This is a genomic window from Bradyrhizobium nitroreducens, assembly GCF_002776695.1.
Classification (GTDB): domain Bacteria; phylum Pseudomonadota; class Alphaproteobacteria; order Rhizobiales; family Xanthobacteraceae; genus Bradyrhizobium; species Bradyrhizobium nitroreducens.
In genome coordinates this window covers 6,108,856-6,121,952 of sequence record NZ_LFJC01000003.1, presented here as the reverse complement: position 1 = coordinate 6,121,952, position 13,097 = coordinate 6,108,856, and the positions used below count along the sequence as shown (strand labels likewise).

11 protein-coding genes are annotated in these 13,097 nt (G+C 65.0%); 3 read left to right on the top strand and 8 right to left on the bottom strand.

Annotation, left to right across the window (positions count from 1 at the left end):
• Window positions 1-90: 90 nt before the first annotated feature.
• The 5 genes from TSA1_RS29290 to TSA1_RS29270 form a co-directional block, all read right to left on the bottom strand.
• On the bottom strand, window positions 91-498 hold the full coding sequence (locus TSA1_RS29290) for a F0F1 ATP synthase subunit epsilon (RefSeq protein ID WP_100179357.1): 408 nt from the start codon (window positions 496-498) through the stop codon (window positions 91-93).
• Window positions 499-635: 137 nt separating this feature from the next.
• Window positions 636-2,069, bottom strand: coding sequence for a F0F1 ATP synthase subunit beta (gene atpD, locus TSA1_RS29285; RefSeq protein WP_100179356.1), 1,434 nt, complete (start codon window positions 2,067-2,069; stop codon window positions 636-638).
• Window positions 2,070-2,155: 86 nt separating this feature from the next.
• A complete protein-coding gene (locus tag TSA1_RS29280) occupies window positions 2,156-3,028 on the bottom strand; it encodes a F0F1 ATP synthase subunit gamma (RefSeq protein WP_100179355.1) in 873 nt (290 codons plus the stop codon).
• A gap of 174 nt (window positions 3,029-3,202) precedes the next feature.
• On the bottom strand, window positions 3,203-4,732 hold the full coding sequence (atpA, locus tag TSA1_RS29275) for a F0F1 ATP synthase subunit alpha (RefSeq protein ID WP_100179354.1): 1,530 nt from the start codon (window positions 4,730-4,732) through the stop codon (window positions 3,203-3,205).
• The gene (locus tag TSA1_RS29270; RefSeq protein WP_100179353.1) at window positions 4,732-5,292 is read right to left on the bottom strand and encodes a F0F1 ATP synthase subunit delta; all 561 of its coding nucleotides are present in this window, start codon (window positions 5,290-5,292) and stop codon (window positions 4,732-4,734) included. Before TSA1_RS29270 ends, atpA begins: the two co-directional genes overlap by 1 nt.
• 712 nt (window positions 5,293-6,004) lie before the next feature.
• On the opposite strand from TSA1_RS29270, the gene TSA1_RS29265 reads away from it, so the two are divergent.
• Window positions 6,005-6,508 (top strand): septal ring lytic transglycosylase RlpA family protein, encoded by a 504-nt coding sequence (locus TSA1_RS29265; protein WP_100179352.1) that lies wholly within the window; start codon window positions 6,005-6,007, stop codon window positions 6,506-6,508.
• 374 nt (window positions 6,509-6,882) lie between these two features.
• Here TSA1_RS29265 and TSA1_RS29260 read toward each other — a convergent pair whose 3' ends face one another.
• A complete protein-coding gene (locus TSA1_RS29260; RefSeq protein WP_100179351.1) occupies window positions 6,883-9,093 on the bottom strand; it encodes a primosomal protein N' in 2,211 nt (736 codons plus the stop codon).
• A gap of 136 nt (window positions 9,094-9,229) precedes the next feature.
• Here TSA1_RS29260 and TSA1_RS29255 point away from each other — a divergent pair, with 136 nt between their 5' ends.
• Both TSA1_RS29255 and TSA1_RS29250 read left to right on the top strand, forming a co-directional pair.
• Window positions 9,230-10,195, top strand: coding sequence for a tyrosine recombinase XerC (locus tag TSA1_RS29255; protein ID WP_100179350.1), 966 nt, complete (start codon window positions 9,230-9,232; stop codon window positions 10,193-10,195).
• 121 nt (window positions 10,196-10,316) lie between these two features.
• Entirely contained in the window at window positions 10,317-10,904 is a 588-nt protein-coding gene (locus TSA1_RS29250) for a DUF4337 domain-containing protein (protein WP_100179349.1), read from the top strand.
• Between the two features lie 197 nt (window positions 10,905-11,101).
• On the opposite strand, the gene TSA1_RS29245 is transcribed toward TSA1_RS29250, so the two are convergent.
• On the bottom strand, window positions 11,102-11,632 hold the full coding sequence (locus TSA1_RS29245; RefSeq protein ID WP_100179348.1) for a hypothetical protein: 531 nt from the start codon (window positions 11,630-11,632) through the stop codon (window positions 11,102-11,104).
• 34 nt (window positions 11,633-11,666) lie between these two features.
• Complete coding sequence (gene lpdA / locus TSA1_RS29240; RefSeq protein WP_100179347.1) at window positions 11,667-13,067, bottom strand: dihydrolipoyl dehydrogenase; 1,401 nt, start codon at window positions 13,065-13,067, stop codon at window positions 11,667-11,669.
• Window positions 13,068-13,097: the final 30 nt, after the last annotated feature.

Here is a 13,097-nt window from a genome sequence, read left to right as displayed (position 1 = left end):
AACAAAGTTTCAGCGCCCGCCACGGTCGGTGACGAGCGCTGAACCTGTTCAGAAATACTGAGCTTGAGCCCCGGAGCGGTGCCCCGGGGCTTAGTGCATAGCCGTGGAGGTGAGCTGCTGCTGAATGCTCTTGTAGTGGTCGAGCCGTTCGATGGCGTGATCGAGCTCGCCGCCTTCGTGCTCCTTCAGGCTTTCTTCCATCTCCGCGATGGTCTCGGCGAACTGGGCGCGGTCGAGCTCGGCCAGCGACGTCGCGACGTCGGCGAGCACGGTCAGGCCCTTTTCGGAGACTTCAGCGAGGCCGCCGAGCACGATGACCTTCTCGTGCTTGCCGCCAGTGGTGATGGTGAGAATGCCGGGCCGGATCGCCGCCACGACCGGCGCGTGTCCTGCCAATACGCCGAAGTCACCTTCGACGCCGGGGATGTCGACCTGGTCGACCTCGCCCGAGAAGGCGAGCTTTTCCGGAGAGACGAGATCGAAGTGGAAGGTGGCCATGGGCTATCCGTTGTTTTCCGCTTGTCACCCGCGGGCCTGACCCGCGGGTCCATCCATCGAATTTTTCGTTCGATGGATCGCCGGGACTTTAGCTTGAAGACGTGCTTCGCACTTTCGCCCGGCAATGACACCTAGAATCAGGCCGCTTCCGCCGCCAGCTTCTTGCCCTTCTCGACCGCCTCTTCGATGGTGCCGACCATGTAGAAGGCGGCTTCCGGCAGGTGATCGTACTTGCCTTCCACCAGGCCCTTGAAGCCCTTGATGGTGTCGGCGAGGTCGACGAACTTGCCCGGCGAGCCGGTGAAGATTTCGGCGACGTGGAACGGCTGCGACATGAAGCGCTCGACCTTGCGGGCGCGGGCCACGGTCAGCTTGTCCTCTTCCGAAAGCTCGTCCATGCCGAGAATGGCGATGATGTCCTGGAGCGCCTTGTAGCGCTGCAGCACCTGCTGGACCTGACGGGCGACCGCGTAGTGCTCCTCGCCGACGACCAGCGGGGAGAGCATGCGCGAGGTCGAGTCGAGCGGGTCCACCGCCGGATAGATGCCCTTTTCGGCGATCGAGCGCGACAGCGTGGTGGTCGCGTCGAGATGCGCGAACGAGGTGGCCGGCGCCGGGTCGGTCAAGTCGTCGGCCGGAACGTAGATGGCCTGCACCGAGGTGATCGAGCCCTTCTGGGTGGTGGTAATGCGCTCCTGCAGCGCGCCCATGTCGGTTGCGAGCGTCGGCTGATAACCCACGGCGCTCGGAATACGACCGAGCAGCGCCGACACTTCCGAGCCGGCCTGGGTGAAGCGGAAGATGTTGTCGACGAAGAACAGCACGTCCTGGCCCTTGTCGCGGAAGTCTTCCGCGATGGTCAGACCCGTGAGCGCGACGCGAGCGCGGGCGCCGGGCGGCTCGTTCATCTGGCCGAACACCAGCGCGCACTTCGACTTCACGCTCGGATCCGGATTCTTCGGGTCGGCGTTGACCTTGGACTCGATGAACTCGTGATAGAGGTCGTTGCCCTCGCGGGTCCGCTCGCCGACGCCGGCGAACACGGAGTAACCGCCGTGCGCCTTCGCGACGTTGTTGATCAGCTCCTGAATCAGCACGGTCTTGCCGACGCCGGCGCCGCCGAACAGGCCGATCTTGCCGCCCTTGGCGTACGGAGCCAGGAGGTCGACGACCTTGATGCCGGTGACGAGAATTTCGGCTTCGGTGGACTGGTCGGTGTAGCTCGGCGCTTCCTGATGGATGGCGCGCAGTCCTTCGGTCTTGACCGGGCCGGCTTCGTCGATCGGCTCGCCGATGACGTTGATGATGCGGCCGAGCGTGCCTTCACCGACGGGAACGCGGATCGGAGCGCCGGTGTCGGTCACTTCCTGGCCGCGGACCAGACCCTCGGTGGTGTCCATCGCAATGGTGCGGACGGTCGATTCGCCGAGATGCTGGGCGACCTCGAGCACCAGGCGATTGCCGCCGTTCTTGGTCTCGAGCGAGTTGAGAATGGCCGGGAGGTGGCCTTCGAACTGCACGTCGACGACGGCGCCGATGACCTGGGTGACGCGACCGACCTGGGCTGCCATTGAATGTCTCCTTCGATCCGAATTTTTAGACCACGGTCAGCTTGTCGACCGGGAAGTTGAGTTTGACGGGTACTGAAGCGCCTTGATCAGACGGCCTCGGCACCCGAGATGATTTCGATCAGTTCCTTGGTGATCTGCGCCTGACGCGTGCGGTTGTAGACCAGCGTCTGCTTGCGGATCATCTCACCGGCGTTGCGCGTCGCGTTGTCCATCGCGCTCATCTGCGCGCCGTAGAACGAGGCGTTGTTCTCGAGCAGCGCGCGGAAGATCTGGACCGCGAGATTGCGCGGCAGCAGGCGCGTGAGGATCTCGTCCTCTTCCGGCTCGTAGTCGTAGGACGTGGTGTTGGCGGCAGCGCCCGCCTCGACGACCAGCGGGATGACCTGCTGGGCGGTCGGGATCTGCGCAATCACCGAGCGGAAGCGCGAATAGAACAGCGTGCAGACGTCGAACTCGCCGTTGTCGAAACGGGCCAGCACCTTCTTGGCGATGTCCTCGGCGTTGACGAAGCCGAGTTGGCGAACGCTGCGCAGGTCGAGATGCTCGACGATCTGCTTGTCGAACAGGCGGCGCAGCTGCTCATAGCCCTTGCGGCCGACGCAGAAGAATTTCACTTCCTTGCCCTGCGCCATCAGCGACTGGGCGCGCTCGCGGGCGAGACGCACGATCGAGGAGTTGAAGGCGCCGGACAGGCCGCGCTCGCCGGTGCAGACCAGCAGCAGGTGAACCTGGTCCCTGCCGGTGCCGGCCAGCAGCGCCGGCGCGCCGGGCGATCCCGCCGCGGCGCTGGCGATGTTGGAGATCACCGCGCTCATCTTGTCGGCATAGGGACGCGCAGCTTCCGCCGCGGTCTGCGCGCGGCGCAGCTTCGAGGCTGCGACCATCTGCATGGCCTTGGTGATCTTTTGCGTCGCCTTGGTGGAGGCGATGCGGACGCGCATGTCTTTAAGTGACGCCATTCTTCGTCCCCGACGGTTCGATCCCTTGCGGACAAACCGCTAGCCTATCCCTGTCGTCATGCCCGGGCTTGTCCCGGGCATCCACGTCTTCATCGTCCACGCGGTAAGGCGTGGATGGCCGGGACATCAAATGCGAAGACGCGCTTCGCGCTTTTGGCCCGGCCGTGACGGTTCTTACGCGAAGCTCTTCGCAAAACCTTCGACCACCGACTTCAGCTTGGCAGCGGTGTCGTCGGTGAGGTCGCGGCTATCGCGGATCGAATTGAGGATCTCGGCGTTCTTGCCGCGCAGCAGCGAGAGCAGACCGTCCTCGAACGCACGCACCTTGCTGACCGGAAGCGGATCGAGATAGCCGTTGGTGCCGGCCCAGATCACGCAGACCTGCTCTTCCATCTTCAGCGGCGAGAACTGCGGCTGCTTCAGGAGCTCGGTGAGGCGCGAGCCGCGGTTGAGCAGGCGCTGGGTCGAGGCGTCGAGGTCGGAGCCGAACTGCGCGAAGGCCGCCATTTCGCGGTACTGCGCGAGCTCGCCCTTGATCTTGCCGGCGACCTTCTTGGTGGCCTTGGTCTGCGCCGAGGAGCCGACGCGCGACACCGACAGACCGACGTTCACCGCGGGACGGATACCCTGGAAGAACAGGTCGGTTTCCAGGAAGATCTGACCGTCGGTGATCGAGATGACGTTGGTCGGAATGTAGGCCGACACGTCGTTGGCCTGGGTTTCGATAACCGGCAGCGCCGTCAGCGAGCCGGAGCCCTGGTCCTTGTTCAGCTTCGCCGCGCGCTCGAGCAGGCGGGAGTGCAGATAGAACACGTCGCCCGGATAGGCTTCGCGGCCCGGCGGGCGGCGCAGCAGCAGCGACATCTGGCGGTAGGCGACGGCCTGCTTCGACAGATCGTCATAGATGATGACCGCGTGCATGCCGTTGTCGCGGAAATACTCGCCCATGGTGCAGCCGGTGAAGGGCGCGATGTACTGCATCGGGGCCGGATCCGAAGCGGTGGCGGCGACGATGATCGAGTATTCGAGCGCGCCCTGCTCTTCCAGCACCTTCACGAACTGCGCGACGGTCGAACGCTTCTGGCCGATCGCGACGTAGACGCAATACAGCTTGATGTTCTCGTCGGGCTGCGCGTTGAGCGGCTTCTGGTTCAGGATGGTGTCGAGCGCGATCGCGGTCTTGCCGGTCTGACGGTCGCCGATGATCAGCTCGCGCTGGCCGCGGCCGATCGGGATCAGGGCGTCGATCGCCTTGAGGCCGGTCGCCATCGGCTCGTTCACCGATTTGCGCGGAATGATGCCGGGCGCCTTGACGTCGACGCGCATGCGCTTGTCGGCCTGGATCGGACCCTTGCCGTCGATCGGGTTGCCGAGTCCGTCGACGACGCGGCCGAGCAGGCCCTTGCCGACCGGCGCGTCCACGATGGCGCGGGTGCGCTTGACGGTCTGTCCTTCCTTGATCTCGCGGTCGGCACCGAAAATAACGACGCCGACGTTGTCGGTTTCGAGGTTCAGCGCCATGCCGCGGGTGCCGTTCTCGAACTCGACCATTTCACCGGCCTGGACGTTGTCCAGACCGTAGACGCGGGCGATACCGTCGCCGACGGACAGCACCTGTCCGACTTCGGAGACTTCAGCTTCCTGGCCGAAATTCTTGATCTGGTCCTTGAGGATCGCGGAAATTTCCGCGGCGCGGATGTCCATCAGCCTGCCTCTTTCATCGCGTGCTTGATCGAATTGAGTTTGGTGCGAAGCGAACCATCCACCATGCGGCTGCCCAGCTTGACGACGAGGCCACCGATGATCGAGGGATCGACTTTCACGTTCAGCGCGACGTCCTTGCCGGTCACCGACTTCAGGGCAACCTTGAGGGCGTCGAGATTCTTGTCAGAGAGCGCTTCCGCCACCGTGACATCAGCCGTCGCCTCGCCCTTGAGCTTGGCGACGAGGGCGCGGTAGGCGCGGATGACGTCGGCCACCACGAACAGGCGGCGGTTGGCAGTCAGCACCTTCAGGAAATTGGCGGAGATGCCGGCGATACCGGCCTTGGCAAGCACGGCCGAAAGGGCCCTGGACTGGGCATCGGCCGCAAACACCGGGCTGCGGACGAGGCGCTTCAGATCAGCGCTCTCGTTCAGCATGGCCTCGAATTTCTCGAGATCGGCTTTGACCTCGTCGACCACTTTCTGGTCGCGGGCCAGTTCAAACAAGGCCGTTGCATAACGGCCGGACACACCTGAAACGGACGTATCTTCTGCAGCCACAGACGCGCTCTTTTTGCTGTCAAACTCGCAAGGGAAAAACCGTCGCCACAAAGCGGCGCCTAGCGATCCAAGCCCTTGGAATTCAAGCGGGACTTCGATTTTCGGCCGACACGGGAGGTGCCGGGTCCGTTAAAATCGCGGCTTTGCTAACATAGCAGGCGCGCAGGTGCAACATGACGCCAAATTAAAGGCACGAGGTTCTGTCGCCAGTTCGTCGCACATTGCGACACCTCGATCAGCGCCTGGCCCGAGGACGGGGATCAAGACTGGATCAAGGACTTGATCGGGGACATGGATCGGGGAAAGGGGCAACGACCTGCCGCGTCGCGGAATTGGCGAGAGGTCTCGCCGCGCCCTCTCCTCATGATGGTTCCTGCCCTCAGCGCATAGCGGCCATGAACACGGATCGCTGAGCCGTGATTCCGGCGCCCTGGGCTCCACTCGCCGAATACTTACCCAATTCTAAATGCTGAAAGCGATGACTTCGTTTTACAGTATTAAGCAGTAATAATGAAGTTAACAAACCGTTAAAGGCAAAGATTACGGAATATCGGCTGAATATCCCGTGGCGGTAACAAGATGTTTCATGACGACACAGAATGATCTACTGCCCAATTCACGCCGCATTGGGAATCGAAACGCCAGACCGCTCACAAACTGATGGGGGCTCCACTAGCCACATATGTGGCAATACTAGCTTAGGGACCAATAAATGCTGTCTTTGAAGACGCTGGGCTTTGCGACCCGGCCGCGCACGGCGATCGCTTTCGTTGCCGCAACTCTCCTTATCGGTGGAACTGCCACCGAAGCTTCCGCCAAATCCCGCCACCACCGGCATCACCATCATCACCGCCACCACGCCCAGGCCGATACCAACCCGACCTCCGATTGGCGCAACGCCAATGCAGCGATGACGCCGACCTCGGGCGGCGGCCACAGCTTCTCCGGCATGGCCTCCTACTACGGCAACGAGTCCGGCAGCCGCACCGCCTCGGGCCAGCGTTTCAACCAGAACGCCCTGACTGCGGCGCACCGCTCGCTGCCGTTCGGCACCAAGCTGCGCGTCACCCATCGCGGCCAGAGCGTGGTCGTCACCATCAATGACCGCGGCCCCTTCATTCGCGGCCGGGTTCTCGACCTCTCCACGGGCGCCGCCCGCGCCATCGGCCTCACCGGCGCCGGCGTCGGTCGCGTCACCGCGGAAGTCGTCTCCTAAGGCGCATCAAGCGCCTCAGCCATCGCGCAGTTTCATCAGTTTGCTGCGCGAATGAAACAAGCCCGCGGTCTTGGGGGACCGCGGGCTTTTTGTTGGGCTGTCGTGTCCCGGACAAGCTGCAACGCGTGAGCGTTGCGGCGCAGAGCCGGGACCCAGGAGCCCCGAGTTCCTCTGCGACATGGGCCCCGGCTCAGCAGCGCACCGTCGAAGTGACGCTGCGCTGCGTCCGGGGCACGAGCGAGGAGATTTGCGCGCCGCTCTCACCACGTCATTGCGAGGAGCGGAGCGACGAAGCAATCCAGATTGCCTCCGCGGAGGGATTCTGGATTGCTTCGCTTCGCTCGCAATGACGTGGGGAGAGTGTGCGCGGAGCTTTACAAAAAGCTCTGCGGATCGACGTCGACTTCCAGCTTCTGATTGCCCGTCGGCTTCGGGCACACCGCAAGCCAGCTCCGCAAATAGTCCGACAGATCGAAGCCGCGCGCCGATTTCACCAGGATGCGGAAGCGGTAGCGGCCCTTGATGACGGCGAGCGGCGCTTCCGCCGGGCCCAGCACCACGACGCGCTCGTCGCGCGGCGCGAGCGCGACCAGCCTGCGTCCGAGACCTTCGGCGCTCGGGCGGTCGCCGGCGGAGATGATCAGGCTCGCGAGCCGGCCGAACGGCGGATAGAGCGTCCTTTCACGCAGGTCGATCTCGCTGTCGTAGAAGGCCTCGCGGTCGCAGGCGATCAGCGCCTTCATCACGGGATGATCGGGCTGGTGGGTCTGGAGATAACCGACGCCGCGGCCCTGCTCGCGGCCGGCGCGGCCGATCACCTGGTTGAGCAATTGCCAGGTCCGCTCCGCTGCGCGCGGATCGCCGTTGGACAGGCCGAGGTCCGCATCGACCACGCCGACGAGATTGAGCCGCGGAAAATTATGGCCCTTGGCCACGAGCTGGGTGCCGATGATGATGTCGACGCGGCCCTCCGCGATCTCGGCAAGCTCGGAACGCATGGTCTCGATCGAGGTGATGAGATCGCTCGACAGCACCATGGTGCGCGCTTGCGGAAACAGCGCGGCGGCCTCTTCCTGCAGGCGCTCGACGCCCGGCCCCACCGCGACCAGCGATTCCTCGGCCGCGCAGTGCGGGCAGGTATGCGGGCGCGGCATCGAGAAGCCGCAATGGTGACAGACGAGGCGCTGGCGAAAACGGTGATCGACCAGCCAGGCATCGCAGATGGTGCAGGCGAAGCGGTGGCCGCAGGCCCGGCACAGCGTCAGCGGCGCATAGCCGCGGCGGTTGAGAAACAGCAGCGCCTGCTCGCGCTTCTCGATCGCGATCCTGATCTCGCCGGCCAAGCGCGGCGAGATGAAGCGGCCGCGCGCGGGCGGCTCGCGGCGCAAATCGATCGCCTCGATATGCGGCATGTGCTGGCCGCCGAAGCGCGAGGGCAGCGCGATGCGCTGATAGCGGTTCTTGCGGGCATTGACCTCGGACTCGACCGAGGGCGTCGCCGACGCCAGCACGACCGGGATTTTTGCGATATGCCCGCGCACCACCGCCATGTCGCGGGCATGATAATGCACGCCCTCGTCCTGCTTGTAGGCCTGGTCGTGCTCTTCATCGACCACGATCAGGCCGAGATTGGCGTAAGGGAGAAACAGCGCCGAGCGCGCGCCGACCACGACCGGCGCGGTGCCGCCCGAGATCGCCGCCCAATTGCGGGCGCGGGTGCGCGGGGTCAGCTCCGAATGCCATTCGATCGGCCGCACGCCAAAGCGCTGCGCGAAGCGGTCGAGGAACTGGCCGGTGAGCGCGATCTCCGGCATCAGGATCAGCGACTGCTTTCCGCGGCGGATGGTTTCCGCGACCGCCTCGAAATAGACCTCGGTCTTGCCCGAGCCGGTGACGCCGTCGAGCAGTGCGACGTGAAAGGTGCCGTTGGCCGCAAGCGCGCGCATCGCATCCACGCCAGCCCGCTGCAGCGGCGAAAAATCCGGCCGCCCGAAATCCGGATCGGGCACCGGCGGCGGCGCAGGCGGCGGCATCGGCTCGACCGTCAGCGTGCCCTCATCGACCAGGCCGTCGATCACGCCGGCCGAGACGCCCGCCTCTTTCGCCGCCTCCGACTTGCCGTGCAGCAGCCGGTCCGACAGGACCTCGATCACGCGCGCCCGTGCCGGCGTCAGCCGCTTCGGGGGATCGCCGACAAGACGCACGCCCGGACGCACCCGCTCGGGGCCGAGATTCTCGCCCATCCGCAGGCACATGCGCAGCACCATGCCGCGCGGGCTCAGCGTGTAATTGGCGACCCAGTCGACGACCTGGCGCAGCTCGGGCTTGAGCGGCGGGATGTCGAGCTTCTCGCTGACCTCCTTGAGCCGGTTGTGCAGGCGCGGATCCGGATTGGCGTTCTCGCCCCAGACCACGGCCAGCACCTCGCGCGGGCCGAGCGGCACGCCGACGAGATCGCCCGCCTTCAGCTCCATCCCGCGCGGCACCTTGTAGGAATAGGTCTGGTCGAGCGCGACCGGCACCAGCACGTCGACCATGCCGGTCGCGTTGGTGGGGGCGGTCGAGCTGCGCGACGAATGATCCATCAAGGGGGCTTTGGAAGGAGAATCGGAACCTGATGTGGCAAGACTAGCGTGGCAAGGCTAGCGCCCGGGGGCGGCCTTAGCGAACAGTAAACGGGTGTGATGCGATATACTGAGCGGAATCAATCCGTCCAGAGCGATGAGCAAAGCCGCCGCACCCCCCATCGAACTCGCCAGCGCCGATCCCTCGATCGCGCAGGAGATGACGCGCTGGCTGTCGCATCTCGGCGCCGAGCGGCGGCTGTCGCCGAAGACGCTGGAGGCCTATGGCCGCGACTTGCGGCAGTGCCTGGATTTTCTCTGTGCCCATTGGGGCGAGCGCGTGACGCTGAAGCGTTTTGCCGCGCTGGAGGCGACCGACGTCCGCGCCTTCATGGCGATGCGCCGCGCCGACGACATTGCCGGCCGCTCGCTGATGCGCGCGCTGGCGGGCCTGCGCTCGTTCGGCCGCTTCCTCGAGCGCGAAGGCAAGGGCAAGGTCGGGGCCTTGTCCGCAATCCGCGCGCCAAAGGTCGCGAAGAGCCTGCCGAAGCCGCTGCCGATGGCATCGGCAAAACGTCTTGCCGATGCCGACGAGCGCGCCGGCGAGGATCGCGAGACCTGGATCCTTGCGCGCGATGCCGCCGTGATGGCGCTGCTCTACGGCTCGGGCCTGCGCATCTCTGAAGCGCTCGGCCTGAAGCGCCGCGAGGTGCCGAAGCCGGGCGAAGGCGACGTGCTGGTCGTCACCGGCAAGGGCAACAAGACCCGCATGGTGCCGGTGCTGCAGAACGTGCTGGAACTGGTGCAGGACTATGTCGCGATGTGCCCGTATCCGCTGCCGGCGGAGGGCCCGATCTTCGTCGGCGCGCGCGGCGGGCCATTGAGCCCGCGCATCATCCAGCTCGCGATGGAGCGGCTGCGCGGCGCGCTCGGCCTGCCCGACAGCGCCACGCCGCATGCGCTGCGCCACTCCTTTGCCACGCATCTGCTCTCGCGCGGCGGTGACTTGCGCGCCATCCAGGAATTGCTCGGCCATTCCTCGCTCTCGACCACGCAGGTCTATACCGCCATCGATTCCGAGCGCCTGCTGGAAGTCTATGCCAGCGCGCATCCGCGGCGGTGATGTTGCTGAACCAGCGCTGAATGGCCGCTGCTTCCTGACATGAAGCTGTCACAGCCTGCGTGCCCCTTGCGCAGGCCGCGCGGTTCGGTCAATCGTTGCGGAACCGAAGCGGAGGGGAATCATGAGCGCACATGAAAGCATGGAGCATGCCGAGCACGCCGAACACGCGTCCGGCTCGAACAAGAAGATCGCGCTCCTGATCGCGGTGCTGGCGCTGTTCCTGGCGGTCTCGGAGACGCTCGGCAAGGGCGCCCAGACCGAATCGATCAGCAAGAACGTCGAGGCCGCCAATCTCTGGGCGTTCTTCCAGGCCAAAAGCATCCGCCGCACCGTGGTGATCACCGCGGCCGAGCAGGGCAAGCTCACGCTCGCCGCCGCGGACGAGGCGCAGAAGCCCGCCGTGCAGAAGCAGGTCGACGACTGGACCAAGACCGCGGCGCGCTACCGCTCCGAGCCCGAGACCGGCGAAGGTACCGAGCAGCTCGCCGAGAAGGCCAAGCACGCCGAGCACGACCGCGACGAGGCGACCGCGAAATACCATCATTTCGAGCTGGCGTCGGCCGCCTTCCAGATCGGCATCGTGCTGGCCTCGGCCACCATCATCACCGGCATGTTCGCGCTGGCCTATGTCAGCGGCATCCTGACCCTCGCCGGCCTGTTCATGACCGGCCTCGGCCTGTGGTGGCCGCATCTGCTGCATTTGCATTGAGGGGTTGAGGCGGCGGCGACATGCTATTTCCGTCATCCTGAGGCGCGAGGGCCGCGATGCAACGCATCGCGGGCGGAGCCTCGAAGGATGAACGGCCGAGCTGCTGCCGCGCGGATAGAGCGGGGCCGTCGCCCTTCGAGGGCCGCTGAAGAAGCGGCCACCTCAGGGTGACGGTGAGAGAACGATTGCTCCGCCGATCACCGCGCCTGGTGCACGCTCTTCCTGAACCGCTGGATCAGGCGCAGCGTCCGTGACGACCAGCCCTCGCCGTTGCCGGCGATCAGCTCGCGGATGCGGTGCTTGATCGGGTCGACGAGCGCGGTGGCCTTGGCGCGGATCTTCAGCACGAGATCGTAGATCCGCTCGAACCAGCGCATCTCCAGAAGCTTGTCGCGCGTCACGTCGAACACGAAGGCGGTGACGCCGACGCCGAGCATCTTGGCGAACAGGAACGTGGACATGCCGGTGAGCCAGTATTCATGCGTGAGCAGATACAGGCCGACCAGCTTGAGCGGAAACAGCGGAAGGATCGGCACCGCGAACACGATCAGCGTCATGGCCGGCGGGAGCGCATCGACACGCTCCGTCAGCCATTGCTTGAAGCGCGCCAGCGGGATGGCTGCGACAACCTTTGCAACGATCGGTTCGAGATGGTCCCACAGCCAGGCTTCGATCAGAAAGACGATCGCAAGCAGGACCCAGACCGGTTGAAGAAGGCGGCGCAACATGTGTTTCCCGCCCGATTCGGCGCTGGGCGCGTTACTACATATGGATGGCCCGCTTGCCGACTGCAAGCGCGGCTTCCTTGACCGCTTCCGAGCGGGTCGGATGCGCGTGGCAGGTGCGCGCGAGATCTTCCGCACTGCCACCAAACTCCATGAGAACGCAGGCTTCATGGATCATTTCGCCGGCTTCGCGGCCGATAATGTGCACGCCGAGCACGCGATCGGTCTTCGCATCTGCGAGAATCTTCACAAAGCCGTCAGTGGTCTGGTTGACCTTGGAGCGGCCGTTGGCGGTGAAGGGAAACTTTCCGACGGTATAGGCGATGCCCGCCTGCTTCAGCTCCTCCTCGGTCTTGCCGACGGAGGAGACTTCCGGCGTGGTATACACGACGCCCGGGATCACGTCGTAATTCACGTGGCCGGCCTGGCCGGCGATGATCTCGGCGACCGCAACGCCTTCATCCTCGGCCTTGTGCGCGAGCATGGGCCCAGCGACGACGTCGCCGATGGCATAGACGCCCTTCAGGCTGGTGGCGAAATGCGGATCGATCTGCACACGGCCGCGGGGATCGAGCGCGACGCCCGCTTCCTTCAGGCCGAGCGCCTCGGTGTAGGGCACGCGGCCGATGCAGACGAGCACGACATCGGCTTCCAGCGTCTCCGCAGCGCCGCCGGCGGCGGGCTCGACCGTCGCCTTCAGCGTCTTGCCGGAGGTATCGACGCCCGTGACCTTGGCGCCCAGCTTGAACGTAAAGCCCTGCTTCTCGAGGATGCGCTGGAATTGCTTGGCGATCTCGCCATCCATGCCGGGCAGGATGCGATCCAAAAATTCGACGACGACGACTTCGGCGCCGAGGCGGTGCCAGACCGAGCCGAGCTCGAGGCCGATCACCCCGGCGCCGACGATGAGGAGCTTGCCAGGGACCTTGTCGAGCGACAGCGCGCCGGTGGACGAGACGATGCGCTTCTCGTCGATCTCGATGCCCTTGAGGCGCGCGATGTCCGAGCCGGTGGCGATCACGATGTTCTTGGTCTCGACCAGCTGCGACTTGCCGTCGGCGGAGACCTCGACCTTGCCGGTCCCCAGGATCTTGCCGGTGCCCTTGAGCACGTCGATCTTGTTCTTCTTCATCAGGAACTCGACGCCCTTGACGTTGCCGTCGATGCCCTGCTGCTTGAAGTTCATCATCGCGGGCAGATCGAGCTTCGGCGCGGAAACGCTGACGCCCATCTTCGCGAAGGAGTGCCCGGCTTCCTCGAACATCTCGGACGCGTGCAGCAGCGCTTTCGAGGGCATGCAGCCGACGTTGAGGCAGGTGCCGCCGAGGGTTGCGTTCTTTTCGACCACGGCGACTTTCATGCCGAGCTGGGCTGCGCGCACCGCACAGACATAACCGCCAGGTCCGGTGCCGATGACGACGAGATCGTAGGTAGCCATGAGAGAAAGTCCCGTAAGGTTAGGCGTGAT

Coding starts and splice junctions, on each gene's coding strand:
- TSA1_RS29260 (WP_100179351.1), bottom strand. CDS start 9,093: ATGGATCATTCGTCGCGCAGCTCGACCGCCCCCACCAACGCGACCGGC.
- TSA1_RS29250 (WP_100179349.1), top strand. CDS start 10,317: ATGAGCGCACATGAAAGCATGGAGCATGCCGAGCACGCCGAACACGCG.
- atpA (WP_100179354.1), bottom strand. CDS start 4,732: ATGGACATCCGCGCCGCGGAAATTTCCGCGATCCTCAAGGACCAGATC.
- atpD (WP_100179356.1), bottom strand. CDS start 2,069: ATGGCAGCCCAGGTCGGTCGCGTCACCCAGGTCATCGGCGCCGTCGTC.
- TSA1_RS29290 (WP_100179357.1), bottom strand. CDS start 498: ATGGCCACCTTCCACTTCGATCTCGTCTCTCCGGAAAAGCTCGCCTTC.
- TSA1_RS29255 (WP_100179350.1), top strand. CDS start 9,230: ATGAGCAAAGCCGCCGCACCCCCCATCGAACTCGCCAGCGCCGATCCC.
- lpdA (WP_100179347.1), bottom strand. CDS start 13,067: ATGGCTACCTACGATCTCGTCGTCATCGGCACCGGACCTGGCGGTTAT.
- TSA1_RS29245 (WP_100179348.1), bottom strand. CDS start 11,632: ATGTTGCGCCGCCTTCTTCAACCGGTCTGGGTCCTGCTTGCGATCGTC.
- TSA1_RS29280 (WP_100179355.1), bottom strand. CDS start 3,028: ATGGCGTCACTTAAAGACATGCGCGTCCGCATCGCCTCCACCAAGGCG.
- TSA1_RS29265 (WP_100179352.1), top strand. CDS start 6,005: ATGCTGTCTTTGAAGACGCTGGGCTTTGCGACCCGGCCGCGCACGGCG.